Annotated in this window: 17 protein-coding genes; 7 read left to right on the plus strand and 10 right to left on the minus strand. The window is 71.4% G+C overall.

Annotation, left to right across the window (positions count from 1 at the left end; genetic code table 11):
* Positions 1–36 precede the first annotated feature (36 nt).
* Together ygfZ and JT1_RS12470 are read right to left on the minus strand one after the other, a co-directional pair.
* Entirely contained in the window at positions 37–1,056 is a 1,020-nt protein-coding gene (gene ygfZ, locus JT1_RS12465) for a CAF17-like 4Fe-4S cluster assembly/insertion protein YgfZ (protein ID WP_068326934.1), read from the minus strand.
* Positions 1,053–1,484, minus strand: coding sequence for a Fur family transcriptional regulator (locus tag JT1_RS12470; protein WP_068326939.1), 432 nt, complete (start codon positions 1,482–1,484; stop codon positions 1,053–1,055). The genes ygfZ and JT1_RS12470 overlap by 4 nt, the downstream gene beginning before the upstream one ends.
* 55 nt (positions 1,485–1,539) lie before the next feature.
* Here JT1_RS12470 and JT1_RS12475 point away from each other — a divergent pair, with 55 nt between their 5' ends.
* Positions 1,540–2,550 carry an LCP family protein gene (locus JT1_RS12475; RefSeq protein WP_068329170.1) on the plus strand — a complete coding sequence of 337 codons (1,011 nt, stop codon included), beginning with the start codon at positions 1,540–1,542 and terminating at the stop codon, positions 2,548–2,550.
* Positions 2,551–2,697: 147 nt separating this feature from the next.
* Here the strand turns inward: JT1_RS12475 and JT1_RS12480 are convergent, their stop codons facing one another.
* Both JT1_RS12480 and JT1_RS12485 read right to left on the minus strand, forming a co-directional pair.
* Complete coding sequence (locus tag JT1_RS12480; protein WP_068326943.1) at positions 2,698–3,192, minus strand: heme-binding beta-barrel domain-containing protein; 495 nt, start codon at positions 3,190–3,192, stop codon at positions 2,698–2,700.
* An 18-nt stretch (positions 3,193–3,210) separates the two neighbouring features.
* Entirely contained in the window at positions 3,211–4,053 is an 843-nt protein-coding gene (locus JT1_RS12485; RefSeq protein WP_169701989.1) for a hypothetical protein, read from the minus strand.
* Positions 4,054–4,093: 40 nt separating this feature from the next.
* Here JT1_RS12485 and JT1_RS12490 point away from each other — a divergent pair, with 40 nt between their 5' ends.
* The 6 genes from JT1_RS12490 to JT1_RS12515 all read left to right on the plus strand — a co-directional run bounded on the left by JT1_RS12490 (position 4,094) and on the right by JT1_RS12515 (position 10,799).
* A complete protein-coding gene (locus JT1_RS12490) occupies positions 4,094–4,798 on the plus strand; it encodes a response regulator transcription factor (RefSeq protein WP_068326949.1) in 705 nt (234 codons plus the stop codon).
* Positions 4,795–5,682, plus strand: a complete 888-nt coding sequence (gene mshD / locus JT1_RS12495) for a mycothiol synthase (RefSeq protein WP_068326952.1) — start codon at positions 4,795–4,797, stop codon at positions 5,680–5,682. Before JT1_RS12490 ends, mshD begins: the two co-directional genes overlap by 4 nt.
* Positions 5,683–5,687: 5 nt before the next feature.
* Positions 5,688–7,964 carry an RNA degradosome polyphosphate kinase gene (locus tag JT1_RS12500; protein ID WP_068326954.1) on the plus strand — a complete coding sequence of 759 codons (2,277 nt, stop codon included), beginning with the start codon at positions 5,688–5,690 and terminating at the stop codon, positions 7,962–7,964.
* A 2-nt stretch (positions 7,965–7,966) separates the two neighbouring features.
* Positions 7,967–8,923 carry an NUDIX hydrolase gene (locus JT1_RS12505; RefSeq protein ID WP_068326957.1) on the plus strand — a complete coding sequence of 319 codons (957 nt, stop codon included), beginning with the start codon at positions 7,967–7,969 and terminating at the stop codon, positions 8,921–8,923.
* A gap of 242 nt (positions 8,924–9,165) precedes the next feature.
* On the plus strand, positions 9,166–9,792 hold the full coding sequence (locus JT1_RS12510; RefSeq protein WP_068326961.1) for a DUF47 domain-containing protein: 627 nt from the start codon (positions 9,166–9,168) through the stop codon (positions 9,790–9,792).
* Positions 9,793–9,797: 5 nt separating this feature from the next.
* Positions 9,798–10,799, plus strand: a complete 1,002-nt coding sequence (locus JT1_RS12515) for an inorganic phosphate transporter (RefSeq protein WP_281178006.1) — start codon at positions 9,798–9,800, stop codon at positions 10,797–10,799.
* Between the two features lie 99 nt (positions 10,800–10,898).
* On the opposite strand, the gene pstB is transcribed toward JT1_RS12515, so the two are convergent.
* The 6 genes from pstB to JT1_RS12545 all read right to left on the minus strand — a co-directional run bounded on the left by pstB (position 10,899) and on the right by JT1_RS12545 (position 16,476).
* Complete coding sequence (gene pstB / locus JT1_RS12520) at positions 10,899–11,678, minus strand: phosphate ABC transporter ATP-binding protein PstB (RefSeq protein ID WP_068326964.1); 780 nt, start codon at positions 11,676–11,678, stop codon at positions 10,899–10,901.
* Positions 11,679–11,702: 24 nt separating this feature from the next.
* Complete coding sequence (pstA, locus tag JT1_RS12525; RefSeq protein WP_068326967.1) at positions 11,703–12,764, minus strand: phosphate ABC transporter permease PstA; 1,062 nt, start codon at positions 12,762–12,764, stop codon at positions 11,703–11,705.
* Complete coding sequence (pstC, locus tag JT1_RS12530) at positions 12,764–13,717, minus strand: phosphate ABC transporter permease subunit PstC (RefSeq protein WP_068326970.1); 954 nt, start codon at positions 13,715–13,717, stop codon at positions 12,764–12,766. The genes pstA and pstC overlap by 1 nt, the downstream gene beginning before the upstream one ends.
* Before the next feature lie 116 nt (positions 13,718–13,833).
* The gene (gene pstS / locus JT1_RS12535) at positions 13,834–14,952 is read right to left on the minus strand and encodes a phosphate ABC transporter substrate-binding protein PstS (RefSeq protein ID WP_169701990.1); all 1,119 of its coding nucleotides are present in this window, start codon (positions 14,950–14,952) and stop codon (positions 13,834–13,836) included.
* Between the two features lie 196 nt (positions 14,953–15,148).
* Complete coding sequence (locus tag JT1_RS12540; RefSeq protein ID WP_082807650.1) at positions 15,149–15,751, minus strand: hypothetical protein; 603 nt, start codon at positions 15,749–15,751, stop codon at positions 15,149–15,151.
* Positions 15,752–15,753: 2 nt separating this feature from the next.
* Complete coding sequence (locus JT1_RS12545) at positions 15,754–16,476, minus strand: enoyl-CoA hydratase/isomerase family protein (protein ID WP_169701991.1); 723 nt, start codon at positions 16,474–16,476, stop codon at positions 15,754–15,756.
* Positions 16,477–16,479 lie beyond the last annotated feature (3 nt).

Here is a 16,479-nt window from a genome sequence, read left to right on the forward strand (position 1 = left end):
CCTGGACAGCACAGGTGAGCGACCTCACCTCCCGCGTCAGCGGGGGACGATCTCGGTCTGCGCCGCGGCGATGTCGGGCGCGACGAGCAGCTCGGCCTCGGCGTCGGTGTTGCGCTTGAGCACGGCGAGGGCGATGGGGCCGTCGTCGTGGTGGCGCGCGCGGGAGGTGATGCGGCCGACGACCTTGTCCCCCGACGAGATCTCCGCGCCGATGTCGGGGAGCGTGTGGCCGGACCCGTCGAGGTGGAGGAAGGCCAGACGACGGGGCGGCCGACCGAGGTTGTGCACCCGGGCGATCGTCTCCTGGCCGCGGTAGCAGCCCTTGTGCAGGTGCACCGCGGTGCGCAGCCAGTCGACCTCGTGGGCGATGGTGCGGTGGTCGGTCTCCGCACCGAGGCGCGGGCGCCAGGCGGCGACGCGCAGGGCCTCGGCGGCCCAGGTGCCGGCGAGCTCGCGGTCGCCGACCGCGGTGGACAGCTCGCCGGCGGGCACGATCACCTCGCGCCAGCGGCGGTCCCGCCCCGGGTGCTCCTCCTCCGGCGGCCCGTAGGTCGCGGTGTCCCCGACGACCCGGGGCCACGGGTCCACCCACGTGGGGGGCTCCCCTTCGTCGCCCTCGCGGTCGACGGTCTCGCCGAGCACGGCGTACTCCTCGGACACGTCGGCGACCTCGACCCGGAGCATGAACCGCATCCCGTCGAGCCATGCCGCGAGCGCCGGCGCGGTGCCGGGCTCGACCGTGATCCACGTCGTCCCGCCGTCGTCGACGAGGTGCAGCGCGTGCTCGACGTGGCCCTTGGGGCTCAGGACGAGCGACTCGGCAGAGGTGCGCGGCGGCAGCCCGGTCAGCTGCTGCGAGGTGAGCGAGTGCAGCCACGAGAGGCGATCGGGCCCGGTCACCGTGATGACGCCGCGGTGGGAGAGGTCGACGACGCCGAGCCCCTCGGCGAGGAGACGTTGCTCGCGCATCGGGTCGCCGTAGTGGGCCGCGACGCCGGCGTCGAGGCCGTCGCCGGGGACGGCGCCGGGTGCCTGGAGCAGTGGTGAGGTGGTCATGCCCCTCCTTCGGGGGTCCGTGCGCACTCGGCGCACCGGCCGTGGATGGCCATGTGGGTCGGGTCGGCCACGAAGCCGACCTCGGTGCGGAGCTGCTCGACCATGGACGCGGCGAGCCCCGGGGACACCTCGACGACTCGCGCGCACGACCGGCAGACGAGGTGGAGGTGCCCGTGGTGCCCGGCCAGGTGGTAGGTCGGGGCCCGGTGGTCGAGGTGGGTGTGGTCGACGAGGCCGACGCCCTCGAGCGCGTCGAGCGTGCGGTAGATGGTCGAAGGGGGCAGGGCCGGGCCCCCGTCCTCGGCCACCACCTGCGCGATCACCTCGGGCGTGAGGTGCGACCGCACGGTGAGCACGTCGAGGACACGCCGACGCTGGTCGGTCATCCGCAGGCCCGCGCGGCGCAGCACCTCGCCCGGATCGTCCATGGGACCAATCTACGACCCGGCCGCCCCGACGACGTCGGGCCCGTACGATGACGCCATGCTCGAAGAGTTCGACGACGGCCAGGACGAGACCGCCGACGGGACCGGGGGGGAGCACCCCAGGCGGCACCGCCGCCTGGGACGCGGCCGACGCATCGTCGTGTCGGTGCTGGCCCTCCTGCTGCTCGTCGTCGGCGTCGGCGGGTACGGCTGGTTCCTCTCGAGCAAGGTCGACCGCAACCTCAAGCACGAGGCGCTGCTCGGCAGCGCGGCGGGGCAGACCACGACGAGCAAGGGCAAGAAGCTCGTCGCCGACGAGGGCACCAACTACCTGCTCATCGGGTCCGACGCGCGCCCCGGCGAGACCGCGAGCCGTGCCGACGTGATCCAGCTGGTCCACGTGGACCAGGACCGCGGCCAGGTCTGGATCATCCACTTCCCCCGTGACCTCTACGTGCCGATCCCCGGCCGCGGCGAGGACAAGATCAACGCGGCCTACGCCTACGGCCAGTCCCCGCTGCTCGTCCGCACGATCCAGGACCTCGTCGGCGTGAAGGTCGACCACGTCGCCAAGACCGACTTCGAGGGGTTCAAGAACCTCACCGACGCCCTCGGGGGCGTCACGGTCAACAACTCGCAGCCCAGCCCGCAGTTCCCCCGAGGCTCGGTCGACCTGGACGGCGAGCGCGCCCTGCTCTACGTGCGCGAGCGCAAGACCCTCGCCGAGGGGGACATCTCCCGCGGTCAGCGCCAGCAGGCCTGGCTCAAGGGGATCATGGCCAAGACGCTCACCCCGGGCGTGCTGCTCAACCCGGGCAAGCTCAACGCGGTGATCGACGCGGGCACGTCCAACACGGTCGTCGACAACTCGCTCACCGGCGGCAAGATCCGCAGCGAGGCCGTCAAGATGCGCTCGGTGCGCGGGAGCGACATCCACTTCGTCACCGCGCCCTTCAGCGGCTACGGCACGGCGCCCGACGGCGGGTCGATCGACGTCCTCGACGAGCAGGGCATGAGCGAGCTGAGCGACGCCCTGCGCACCGACCGCATGGAGAGCTACCAGCCGTAGCCCGCGGGACGCCAGGACCCTGCATTGCCCTAGGGGAATGCAGCGTCCTGGCGCATTGCCCTAGGGGAATGCAGCGTCCTGGCGCATTGCCCTAGGGGAATGCAGGGTCCTGGCGCATTGCCCTAGGGGAATGCAGGGTCACGGCGGTCACTCGATGCGCTTGAGCTCCGCCGAGAGGTGGCTCGTCAGGGGCTGGCCCATGGCGGCCATGTCCATGACCCACATGAGGTTGGACTGCACGAGGCCGTACATGCGCTTGGCCGCGGAGTACTCCTTGGCGTGGGGGCTGCGGATGACCCCGTCGGTCTGCAGGTGGATGCGGCCGGGCTCCACGGTCCCGTAGTACATCTCGACGATGCCCGTGGGGTGCACGAGGAGCAGCTCCGCCTCCCCTTCGCCCCCGGGACGCCAGAAGCCGAGCTCGGTGCCGGAGGGGCGCAGCTTGTTGCCCTCCTCGTCGAGGATCCACGACTGGCTCTCCCACCTCAGGAAGGGCCGCCCGTCGTGGGTGACGACGACCTCCTGGCCGAAGTGGGCCGACTCGATCGTCGGGTAGCCGAGGACACCGGCGCCCTCCCAGCGGCCGACGAGCCAGGCGAGGGGGGCGATGTCCGGGTGGATCGTGGGGTCGAGGGTGAACACGCGCCCATCGTAGAGGGGTCAGCCGAGGGGCAGGCGGGCCACGAGGTGGACCAGGGGCGCGACGACGAGGACCGAGCTGACGCCGGCTGCGGCCGCACCGGGCAGGGTATCGATGGCCGGCTGCTGCGCGAGCACCCGCCGCAGGGCGACCGCCGTGCCGCTGGCCGTCACACCAAGCAGCGCCGGCCAGGCGGCGAGCTCGCCCGCGAGCACGAGGTGGGCGAGCACGCCGACGACCGCGCCGACGAGCATCGCGACCGGGAGCATCCAGGCGCTCGTGCGGCGGCGCTCGAGCGCCAGGTCCGCCAGCGCGGCGACCGCCACGCTGATGCCGACGACGACGGGCGGACCCGAGTCACCGGCGAAGGTCGTGCTGAGCATCAGGCCCGAGCCACCGATGATGAGCACGCCCAGCCCCGTCCCCGTGAGCGCGCGCGCGAGGTCCACCCGGGCGGAGGCCTGCACGAGCGGGTGCAGGCACATGGCGATGATGCCGGTGGCCAGCGCGGCGGGCACGTGCTCGAGGAAGGGCTCGGCGTCCCGCAGGCCGAGCGCGACACCGAGCGCGACGGCGGTGACGGCCAGGACGACCGCGGCACCCCCGGGGCTGCGCGACCCGACCAGCCGCGGCCAGCCGACCGCCACGACCAGACCGGCGACGACGAGGACCCCGACCCACAGGAGGTGCTCCCCCGACGCGGCAGCCGCTGACAGGAGGAGCCCGGTGACGACGGTGGCGGCCGCCACGACGGGGCGGGGACGGGCGACCGGGGCTCCTGCGTCCGCGGGGCGGGTCCCGGCGCGCAGCGTCTGCCGGCGCGCGGCGCGGGTCTGTGGCTCGGCGGGCACGGGGGTGGTCACGTGGCGAGGGTATCGGCCCCCGCCGCATATTCTGAGGCCGATGGCCCGACTCCTGCTCCTCACGGACGACCTGGCGCCGAGCGCCGAGGTGCTGCCGGCGCTGGGCCTGCTCGGGCACCAGGTGCGCACGCTGCCGGCGCAGGCCTCCGCGGTCATCGACGCCCCGAGCGTCGACGTCGTCCTCGTCGACGCGCGCACCGAGCTCGCCCAGGCGCGCTCCCTGTGCCGGGTGCTGCGAGCGAGCGGGACGACGATGCCGGTCATCGCGATCCTCACCGAGGGCGGGCTCACCGCGGTCAATGCCGAGTGGGCGGTCGACGACATCCTCCTCGACCGCGCCGGCCCGGCCGAGGTCGAGGCCCGGTTGCGCCTGGCGATGACGCGCACCGAGGACGAGGACGAGGCGGACGAGCGGATCGTCGCCGGCGACCTGGTCATCGACGAGGCGAGCTACTCCGCCCGGCTCGGGTCGCGCCTGCTCGATCTCACGTACAAGGAGTTCGAGCTGCTCAAGCACCTCGCCCAGCACCCGGGCCGGGTCTTCACCCGCGCCCAGCTGCTGCAGGAGGTCTGGGGCTACGACTACTACGGCGGCACGCGCACGGTCGACGTGCACGTGCGCCGGCTGCGGGCCAAGCTCGGCGCCGAGCACGAGCAACTCATCGGTACCGTGCGCAATGTCGGCTACCGCTTCGTCCCCACCCGGGAGCCGGACGACGACGCAGAGGCAGAGGTGATCTCGTGAAGGTGACGGTGACTCCCTTCGTCCGGCTCGAGCCGGACCACGTGGAGCAGGTCCGGGCCCTCGCCCGGTCCGCGACGACCGCCGACGGCACGGCCCCGCTGAGCGAGGCCTTCCTCCTCGGCCTGCCGCGGGAGGGCGAGCACCTCCTCGCGACCGACGGGGACCGGGTGCTCGGGTACGCAGCGATCGCCGCGGACGGGTCCGTCGAGGCCTTCGTGGCCCCGAAGGAGCGGGCGAAGGGGGTCGGGACCGCCCTCCTGACCGCCGCCCTCGAGCGTCGCCCGGACGCGCGCCCGTGGGCGCACGGCAACCTGCCCGGCGCCGCTGCTCTCGCCGCCTCGCTCGGCCTGACCGTCGTGCGCGAGCTGCTCGTCCTCGCCCGGCCCGTGCAGCCCGGCGACGAGCAGGACCCGCCTATGCCCGACGGCGTCCGGCACCGCGCCTTCGTGCCCGGGGCCGACGACGAGGAGCTGCTCGCCGTCAACGCCGCCGCCTTCGCCGACCACCCCGAGCAGGGGGCGCTCGACACCGCCGGCCTGCAGGAGCGCATGGCCCAGCCGTGGTTCGACGCCGACGGGCTCGTCCTGCTCGAGGAGGCGGGCGAGATCATCGGCTTCCACTGGACCAAGGTCGACCCGCCCGACGGCGACGTCGGCGAGGTCTACGTCGTCGGCATCCGCCCCGACCACCACGGCCGCGGGCTCGCCGGACCGCTCACCCGCCTGGGCCTGGCGCACCTCGCGCGACGGGGCGTGCGCGAGGTCGAGCTGTACGTCGAGGGCGACAACGCACCCGCCCTGGCGACCTACGAACGGGCCGGTTTCACCCGCAGCGCCCTGCACGTCATGTATTCACGTGAGGTTCACACCGCAGTGGCAGGATGACGGCCATGCCGGACTCCTCCCCCCAACCCCGCCCCGCGGTCGCCCCGCGGCCGACGACCGGCGACGTCTCGATCACCTCGTCCTCCCCGGGCGCCACCCCGGAGCTGCGGCCCCGGGGCTCCAACGGCCGGTTCGTCCGGGTGGTCAACGATGAGGACCCGGACACCGTCGACGCCCTCGACCTGCCCGTCGACCGGTACCTCGACCGGGAGATCAGCTGGCTGCAGTTCAACGAGCGGGTGCTCCAGCTCGCGGCGGACGAGCAGGTCCCGCTGCTCGAGCGCGCCCGCTTCCTCGCGATCTTCACGAGCAACCTCGACGAGTTCTTCATGGTCCGCGTGGCCGGGCTCAAGCGCCGCATCGCCACCGGCATCGCGGTGCGCAGCCCCTCCGGCCTCGAGCCGCGCGAGGTGCTCGAGCAGATCTCGCGGATCGCGCACGACCTGACACGCATGCAGACCCGCATCTTCGACGAGAGCGTGCGCCCGGCCCTCGTGGAGGAGGGCATCAGCATCGTGCGCTGGAGCGAGGTCGAGGCGTCCGAGCAGGAGCGCCTGGGCGAGCTCTTCAGCGACGAGATCTACCCCGTGCTCACGCCGCTCGCGGTCGACCCGGCGCACCCCTTCCCGTACATCTCGGGGCTCTCGCTCAACCTCGCCGTGATCCTCATCAACCCCAAGACGGGCAAGGAGCACTTCGCGCGCATCAAGATGCCGCCCTCGCTCCCCCGCTTCCTCAAGGTGCGCCGCGCCCGGGCGTCGGTGACCGCCGACCTCTTCGAGGCCCGCTTCGTCCCGCTCGAGGACGTCATCGCCGCCCACCTCGACCAGCTCTTCCCGGGCATGGAGGTCCACGAGCACTACTCCTTCCGGGTCACCCGCAACGAGGACCTCGAGGTCGAGGAGGACGACGCCGAGAACCTGCTCGCCGCCCTCGAGAGGGAGCTGACCCGACGCCGCTTCGGCCCGCCGGTGCGCCTGGAGGTCGAGGAGGACCTCGACGACCACGTCATGGAGCTGCTCTCCCGCGAGCTCGGGGTCACCGAGGACGAGGTCTACCGCCTCCCCGCCCCGCTCGACCTGCGCGGTCTCAACGAGATCGCCGACATCGACCGGACCGACCTGCACTACCCCCCCTTCGTCGCCCGGACCAACGCCGACCTCGCCCCCGCCGAGTCCTCCAAGGCCGCCAACCTCATCGGCCGCATCGCCAAGCAGGACGTGCTGCTGCAGCACCCCTACGACTCCTTCTCGACGTCGGTGCAGGCCTTCATCGAGCAGGCCGCCGCCGACCCGCAGGTCCTCGCGATCAAGCAGACGCTCTACCGCACGAGCGGTGACAGCCCCGTCGTCGACGCGCTCATCGACGCCGCCGAGGCCGGCAAGCAGGTGCTCGCCGTCGTCGAGATCAAGGCGCGCTTCGACGAGCAGAACAACATCGAGTGGGCGCGCAAGCTCGAGCACGCCGGCGTGCACGTCGTGTACGGCATCGTCGGGCTGAAGACCCACTGCAAGCTGGCGCTCGTCGTCCGGCAGGAGTCCGACGGCGTCAAGCGGTACTGCCACGTCGGCACCGGCAACTACAACCCCAAGACCGCGCGGCTCTACGAGGACTTCGGCCTGCTCACCTCCGACCCGGAGGTCGGCCAGGACCTCACCCGGTTGTTCAACCAGCTGTCCGGGCTCGCACCGCGCAGCAAGTTCAAGCGGCTGCTCGTCGCCCCGCGCAGCATCCGTGACGGGCTGCTCGAGCGGATCGAGCGGGAGATCCAGCGCCAGGGCCGCACCGGCGACGGCTACGTCGCCTTCAAGGTCAACTCGCTCGTCGACGAGAAGACGATCGACGCGCTCTACCGGGCGAGCGGCGCCGGCGTGCGCGTCGACATCTGGGTCCGCGGGATCTGCGCGATCCGACCCGGCGTCGTCGGCCTCAGCGAGAACATCACCGTGCACTCCGTCCTCGGCCGGTTCCTCGAGCACTCCCGGATCTTCCTCTTCGGCACCGGCCCCGAGCGCGAGGCGTGGATCGGCTCGGCCGACCTCATGCACCGCAACCTCGACCGCCGTGTCGAAGCGCTCGTGCGGATCAAGGAGGAGCGTCACGTCGAGCAGGTCTTCGACCTCGTCGAGCGCGGCATGTCCGGCGACTACGCGCACTGGTCCCTCGACGGTGACGGCCGCTGGCGCCGCGCGCACCTGACGGCGGACGGCGCCCCGCTGCCCGACATCCAGGCGGCCCTGATCGCCCAGCACGCCAGGCGTCGTCGCAAGGCGCGGCGCTGAGGATGGCCACGGTCCTGGCCGCGGGCACCCTGCCGTGGCGACGGCGTCGTGGGCAGCTGCAGCTGGCCCTCGTCCACCGGCCGCGCTACGACGACTGGTCGTGGGCCAAGGGCAAGCTCGACCCCGGCGAGACCTTCCCCGTCGCCGCGGCCCGGGAGACGCTCGAGGAGACGGGCCTGCGCGTCCGGCTCGGGCACCCGCTGCCGACGACGACGTACACGGTGCTCTCCGGTCGCCTACCCGCGGTCAAGGAGGTGCGCTACTGGGCCGCCGAGGTCACCGGCGGTGACGGCGGGCTCGTCCACGAGGTCGACGAGGTCGCCTGGCTCGAGGCCACCGGGGCCCGGGACCGGCTGACCTACGGCCGCGACCGTGCGCAGGTCGAGGCCATCATCGCCGCGGACGCCGCAGGCAACCTCTCGACGTGGCCGCTCGCGCTGCTCCGGCATGCCAAGGCCCGCCCCCGGTCCTCCTGGGACGACAGCGACTGGCTGCGCCCGCTCGACGACCACGGGCGCGAGCAGGCCGCCGACCTCGTGCCACTGCTCGCCGGGTTCGGCATCGAGCGGCTCGTGAGCAGCCCCTCGACCCGGGCGAGCGAGACCCTCGCCCCCTATGCCACCGCGACGGGCAGCAGGCTGCGGCTCAAGCCCGGCCTCTCCGAGGAGGGGCACGCGCAGGACCCGAGCCGCGCGGCGCACCACCTGGACCGACTCCTCGAGCGCGGGGTGCCGGCGGCGCTGTGCAGCCACGGGCCGGTGCTCCCGGACCTCGTGGGCCTGCTGCGCGAACGGGTCGACCCCACCTTCGCCCCGGGACTCGTCGCCCGCTCGGTCATCGACGACGTCCTCGCGCGGGGACTGGCCAAGGGCGAGGCGCTCATCGCGCACGTCGTCGGCACCGGGCCGCAGGCCCGGATCATCGCCGCGGAGCGCCACCACCCGCTCGACCGCGGCTGAGCCCCCTTCGTCCCGCTCGGGAACACGAGGGCGCCCGTCGCGGTTACCCTTGGGCAGTGCACCGGGTCGCGGTAGCCCCGGGTCCCAAAATTCGCCGCCACGAGCGGCCGTGCGCCGTGAGGCGCTTCCCGACCCGGTGCACTCCTCGTCCGTCTGGATGAACGGCCGATGACGCGCACGTGACAGATCGGTCCTACGCTGGGGGCGACCTTCCCACCCTCACGAACCGGAGTCTGACGCCCGTGGGCTTCTTCCGACCGTCCTCCCGGGACGACGCGTTCTTCCAGCTCCTCGCCGACAGCGCCCACCAGGCCGTCGCCGCCGCAGAGGTCCTCACCGAGCTGCTGGCCTCCGACGCCGCCGGGCGCGAGGTGATCCTCCCTCGGCTCAAGGACATCGAGCACAAGGCGGACGAGGCGACCCACGCCATCATCCACAAGGTCAACTCGAGCTTCGTCACCCCCTTCGACCACGGTGACATCGTCGAGCTCGCAGCCTCCCTCGACGACTGCACCGACGCCCTGGAGCAGGTCGGTCAGATGGTCGTGCTCTACCGCATGGACGGCCTCATGCCCGACGTCACGCGGCAGCTCGAGGTCATCACGCGGATGGCCGCGCTCACGGCCGAGACCATGCCGCGGCTGGCCACGATGAAGGAACTGCCCGAGTACTGGGTGGAGATCAACCGCCTGGAGAACGAGGGCGATGTCATCCACCGCACGCTGCTGCGCGACCTCTTCGGCGGCGCGGTCACCGACCCCATCGAGGTGATCAAGCACAAGGACATCATCGAGCGGCTCGAGCAGGCGGCCGACGCCTTCGAGACCGTCGCCCACCGGGTCGAGACCATCGCCATCAAGGAGTCCTGACCCTCGTGGAGTGGCTCCCCGTCGCGCTCGTCACCCTCCTGGCGATGGGCTTCAACTACACCAACGGTTTCCACGACGCCGCCAACGCGATCGCGACGTCGGTCTCGACGCGGGCCCTCACGCCGCGGGCCGCGCTCGCCATGGCGGCCGTGGCCAACCTCTTCGGCGCCTTCTTCGGCGCCAAGGTCGCCGAGACGGTCGGCAACGGCATCATCGACGCCCCCGACGGGCACCTCGGTCTCGTCCTGTGCGGTGCGGCGCTGCTCGGCGCCATCGGCTGGAACCTGCTCACCTGGTGGTTCGGACTCCCCTCGTCCTCGTCGCATGCCCTCATCGGCGGCCTCGGCGGCGCGGCGCTGGCAGCCGGTGCCACGGTGAAGTGGGCCGGCATCCTCGAGAAGGTCATCATCCCGATGCTCATCTCACCCGTCGTCGGCGTCATCCTCGGCTTCTGCGTCATGAAGGTGATCCTGCGGATCTTCCACGACGCGAACCCCGGGCGCACCAAGCGCGGCTTCCGCATGGCCCAGACCGCCTCGGCGGCCGCGATGGCCTTCGGCCACGGCATGCAGGACGCGGCCAAGACGGCCGGAGTCGTCGTCCTCGCCCTCACCGTCGCCGGCTACCAGCCGGGCGGCGACCACAGCATCCCCCTGTGGGTCCTCGTCATGTCGGCCGTCGTCATCTCCCTCGGCACCTACGCCGGCGGGTGGCGCATCATGCGCACGCTCGGGCGCGGCATCATCCACCTCGACCCGCCGCAGGGCTTCGCCGCCGAGGTCACCGCGGCGTCGATCCTCTACGTCGCGACGATGCTCCGGGCACCGATCTCGACGACCCACGCGATCACCTCGGCCATCATGGGCGTCGGGGCGACGAAGTCCCTCAAGGCCGTCCGGTGGGGGGTCGCCAAGAACATCGTCGGCGCCTGGATCTTCACCTTCCCGGGCGCGGGAGCCCTGGCCGCCGTGTGCATGTGGGTGCTCAGCCGCGCGTTCGGCGTCTGAGCCCGCCACCCGGGCGAGGAGACGACGAACGGCCGGCGGATCCCCCCTGTCGGGTCCGCCGGCCGTCGCCGTTCCCCCTCGTGACGAAGGGGAGGTCGCTCACCCGAAGCGGCCGGAGATGTAGTCCTCGGTCGCCTTCTGGCCCGGGTTGTTGAAGATCTTCTGCGTGTCGTCGAACTCGACGAGCTGCCCCGGCTTGCCGGTGCCCTCGATGTTGAAGAAGCCGGTCCGGTCGGACACGCGCGCGGCCTGCTGCATGTTGTGCGTCACGATGACGATCGTGTAGTTCTCCTTGAGCTCGGTGATCAGGTCCTCGATCGCGAGCGTGGAGATGGGGTCGAGCGCCGAGCAGGGCTCGTCCATGAGGACGACCTCGGGCCGGACCGCGATGGTGCGGGCGATGCACAGTCGCTGCTGCTGGCCGCCGGACAGGCCGGAGCCGGGCTTGTCGAGGCGGTCCTTGACCTCGTTCCACAGGTTGGCGCCGCGCAGGCTGGACTCCACGAGCGCATCGGCGTCCGATCGCTTGATGCGCTTGTTGTTGAGCTTGACGCCCGCGAGGACGTTCTCCTTGATCGACATCGTCGGGAAGGGGTTGGGCTTCTGGAAGACCATGCCGACCTTGCGGCGGACCATGACCGGGTCGACGCCCTTGGCGTAGAGGTTCTCCCCGTCGACGATGACCTCGCCGTCGACGTGGGCACCCGGGATGACCTCGTGCATCCGGTTGAGCGAGCGGAGGAAGGTCGACTTGCCACAGCCCGAGGGACCGATGAGGGCGGTCACCGAGCGGGGCTCGATGGTGACGGACACGTCCTTCACGGCGAGGAAGTCGCCGTAGTAGATGTCGAGGTTCTTGACGTCGATGCGCTTGGACACGGTGGGATCCTTATCTGGTGGCCGTCAGCGACCGGTCTTGGGGGCGAAGAACTTGGAGATGAGGCGGGCCACGACGTTGAGCAGCATGACGATCGCCATGAGGACCAGGGCCGCGGTCCACGCGGCGGCCAGGCTGTCCTCCTTGTTGGTGCCGGGGTTCGCGTACGAGCTGTAGGCGAAGAGCGGCAGCGCGGACATCGACCCCTCGAAGGGATTGAAGTTCACGGCCTTGGCCGCGCCCATGGTGATGAGGAGCGGGGCGGTCTCGCCCATGACGCGGGCGATGGCCAGGGTGATGCCCGTGGCCAGGCCGGCGACGGCCGTCGGCAGGACGACCTTGACGATCGTCAGCCACTTCGAGACGCCCAGGGCGTAGCTCGCCTCGCGCAGCTCGTTGGGGACCAGGCGCAGCATCTCCTCGCTCGAGCGCACGACGGTCGGGATCATCAGCACGGAGAGCGCGACGGCACCGACGATGCCGGCCTGGTAGGCGACGTCCTGGAGCAGCCAGGTGAACAGGCCGATCGCGAACAGTCCGGCGACGATCGACGGGATGCCCGTCATGACGTCGACGAAGAAGGTCAGGCCCCGGGAGATGAGGCTCTTGTTGCCGTACTCGGTGAGGTAGATCGCGGCGAACAGCCCGATCGGCACCGAGATGAGGGTCGCGATGCCCGTGGTGATGAGCGTGCCGATGATCGCGTGGTACGCACCACCGATCTCGCCGGAACCGACGCCACGCATGGAGAAGGTGAAGAACTCGACGTCGAGACGGTCGAGGCCCTTGGACAGGATCGTCCAGATCACCGACAGCAGCGGGATCATCGCCAGCAGGAAGGTCGTCGTCACGACGCCGGTGACGAGCCGGTCGGTCGCGTGCCGCGGACCCTCGACGGCCCGGGCCGCGACGTAGATGACGACGCAGTAGACGAGCGCGCCGACGAGGACGACGCTCAGCGGGTTGAGCGCCCCGAGGACCGCCATGAGCGCGATGGCCGCGACGGCCGAGCCGCCGAGGATCGCCCAGCGCACGGGCTGCTCCAGGCGCCCCTCTGCGTGGACGTCGTCGTGGGTCGTCGTGGTCATCAGTTGGCTCCTGAGAACTCGGAACGGCGGGAGATGATCCACCGGGCGAACATGTTGACGAGGAAGGTGACGACGAAGAGGGCGAGACCCGAGACGAAGAGGGTGCTGCGCTCGACACCGAAGGACTCGGGGAAGTTCAGCGCGATGTCACCGGCGATGGTGCCCGGCGTGTTGGACGTGAGCAGCTCCCAGGAGTAACCGCCGCCGCTCGCCGAGAGGATGATCGCGACGGCCATCGTCTCGCCGAGCGCGCGGCCGAGGCCGAGCATGGCGCCGGAGATGACGCCGGACTTGCCGAAGGGGATGACCGTCTGGCGGATCATCTCCCAACGGGTGGCACCCAGGGCAAGCGAGGCCTCCTCGTGCAGGCGCGGGGTCTGGAGGAAGACCTCGCGGTTCACGGCCGTCATGATCGGCAGGATCATGATCGCCAGGACGATGCCGATCATGAGCATCGTGCGGCCGGTGGTGGTGACGGATTCACCGGAGAAGAGCGGGATGAACCCCAGCTTGTCGAAGAGGAACTCGAAGACCGGCACGGCGCTGCCGGCGATCTGCATGCCCCACAGGCCGAAGATGATCGAGGGCACGGCCGCGAGGAGGTCGACGACGTAGCCCAGGCCGGCGGCGAGCCGCCGCGGCGCGTAGTGGCTGATGAAGAGCGCGATGCCGACCGACAGCGGCAGCGCGATGAGCAGCGCGATGACCGCCGAGAGCAGGGTGCCGAAGATCAGTGGCCCGACGTAGCTGATCAGGCCGTTGCCACCGCGGACCTCGCTCGGGTCGGCGACGATCGCGTCCTTGGCGCCGAAGAACAGGAAGGCCGTGACGCCGACGAGGACGGCGAGGATCACGATGCCGGCGGAGAAGGACAGCGCACTGAAGATGCTGTCCCCGTAGCGCCGGCCTGACGTCAGGCCGGACGAGTTCTGGTCCACGGAGGTGCTGGTCACGAGCTCCTGCTGCTTCCTTCAGGGGGAGGGTGAGACGTGCGGGCGACAGACCGATCGGCCCTGTGACTGCTCAGCAGCCACAGGGCCGATCGGAGACGACCCTGGGGTCACGCTAGTCAGTCGGTCGTGATCTGGCCCAGCGCGTCGGTGGCGTTCTTGGACGCGGTCTCGCTCAGCGGGGCCGAACCGGCCGCCTCGGAGGCGGCCGCCTGGCCGTCCTCGGACACGGCGTACTCGAGGTAGGACTTGACGGTGCCCGCGACCTCGGGGTCCTCGTAGTCCGTGCAGGCGACGGCGTAGGAGACCAGGACGACCGGGTAGACGCCCTCGCCCGCGTTGCCGCGGTCCAGCTTGACGGCGTAGTTGGTCTTGCTCGCCTCGTCGACGCGCTTGGCGCTCTCGAGGATCTTGGCGGCGGCCTCGGGGCTGTACTCGATGTACTCCTCGCCGGCCTTGATCTTGGCGGCCTTGAGGTCACCGATCTGCGAGGCGTCGGCGTAGCCGATGTTGCCCTCGCCCGCGCCGATGGTGTCGACGACACCGGACGTGCCCTTGGCGGCCTCGCCACCCTTGATGGGCCAGACGTCCTCGGGCTCGTGCTTCCAGTTCTCCGGGGCGGCCTCGGCCAGGTAGGAGGAGAAGTTCTTCGAGGTGCCGGACTCGTCCGAGCGGTTGACCGGGGTGATCTTGGTGTCGGGGAGCTCGACGCCCTCGTTCTCCTTGGCGATCGCCGGGTCGTCCCACGTCTTGATCTTGCCGGAGAAGATGTCGGCGATGACGTCGGCGCTGAGGTTGAGGCTGTCGACGCCCTTGAGGTTGTAGGCGACGGCGATCGGCGAGACGTAGACCGGGAACTGGATGGTCTCGCCGGTGCAGCCCTTGTCCTTGGCGGAGGCCATCTCCTCGTCGTCCATGGCCGAGTCGGTGCCGGCGAAGTCCACGGCGCCGTTGATGAACTTCTCACGGCCGGTGCCGGAGCCGTCGGGGGCGTACTCGACGGTGGCGTCGGGGGCCTCCTCGGTGAACTTGGCGATCCACTCGTTCTGGGCCTTCTCCATGGAGCTGGCGCCGGCGCCCTTGATCGAGCCGACGGCGGAAGAGCCTTCGCCCTCGCTGGAGCCGGAGGTGGAGTCGTTGCCGCCCTCGTTGCCCGCGCCACACGCGGCCATCGAGAACGAGAGTGCAAGAGCAGCGGTGGCGGTCAGGACCTTGCGGCTGCGGGTGGAGCGAATCACGTCTGTCGAACCTCTCTGGAGGGGTGGGACACGGACGCGCGACGAGGGCAGCCCGCCGCGACCGCCGTGGTCGTACGTCCCGAAGGTAGGTAGCCCCGGTGTCCGGCCGGCTCGCAAACGGTGAACAGTTGGTGAACCACATCTGCACAGTGCCCGCTGGAGTCGCGCGCCCGCCGATCTCGGGATAGACAGCCGATCAGTGCAGCGCGTCGCGCCGCCACAACCGCGCGCACGCCTCGAGGTCCTCGGCGGTCGTCACCATCGACGCGGCCGCGACGAGGTCGCCGTCCTCGAGGTGGGCCCTGCCGGTCGCGACCACCCGGCAGAAGGCCGCGGCGCGCTCCAGCGCCACGGCGAGGTCGCCGTCGAACACGCCGGAGAGGATGCGGTCGGACAGCTCGCGCACCTCGCCCGCACGCGGCGGGTCGACCACACCGGCGATCGCGTGGCTCACCTCCGCGACCGCCAGCCCGGCCCCGTACTCGCGGGCAGCGACCTCGGGGGCGCGCTGGATCCAGGTGCGCAGGACGTAGACCCGCCACAGCGCGCCCGGCAGGCTGCGGGCGGGACGGCCGGCCCACAGCTGGGCGAGGGTGTCGATGCCCAGGTCGTCGACGAGGCGCACGAGCCGGTCGGTCGTGGCCGGGGAGGCATCGCCACGACCGGCGTCGACCACGGTGCGCGCGGCGGCGTGCGCGGCCTCGGCCGTCTCGGCGGGGTCGGGCAGGGTGCCGCCGTGCGCCTCCATGGCGTCCGGCCCGAAGTGGAGCGGACGCCGGGGCTTGCCCGGCTCGGACACGCTCAGCCCTTGTTGCGCATGAGCAGGGCGCGCACGAGGGTCACGGCCTCGGACTGCGAGAGCTCGGTGCGCGAGGTCTCCCACGACGCGTGCAGCAGACGCCGCATCTCCGAGTTGGCCCACAGGTGCTTGCCGCCGAGGTTGTCGGCGGCGTCCTTCAGCGCCGCGGGCACGTCCCCGTCCGGGGCGATCTCGGCGATGCCCCAGTCGTCGGCCGTCGACGCGTCGAGCGTGCGACCGCCGAGCCCGAAGGCGAGGGCGCGCTGCTGCCCGATGGCGCGGGGCAGCAGCCAGGCCAGCCCCGGGTCGGGTGCCCCGGTGCCGCCCTGCGGCGAGACCCGGAAGCTCGCGTCGTTGCTGCAGAAGGCGAGGTCGCCGGCGAGCACGAGGCCGAGGCCGGAGCCCATGGCCCGACCGTGGACGCCGACGAGGACGAGCTTGCTCGAGGAGTTGAGCATCGCGAAGAGCTCCTCGAGGGCCGCCGCCAGCTCGAAGACCGCGGTGGTCGGGTCGTCGGCCTGCTCGGCCTCCGTCGTGTCGGAGCCGACGCAGAAGTCGGGCCCGTTGGCGGTCAGGACGATGATGTCGACATAGGGGTCGCCGAGGGCGCGCTCGAGCCGGTCGCGCAGCTGCCGGGCCATCGCCAGGTCGAGGGCGTTGCCGGCCTCGGGCCGGTCGAGGACGATGCGTGCCAGACGCTCTGATGCCGTGTACGTGACTCCCACGCG

The organism is Janibacter terrae NBRC 107853 (assembly GCF_001591405.1).
Lineage (GTDB): Bacteria > Actinomycetota > Actinomycetes > Actinomycetales > Dermatophilaceae > Janibacter > Janibacter terrae.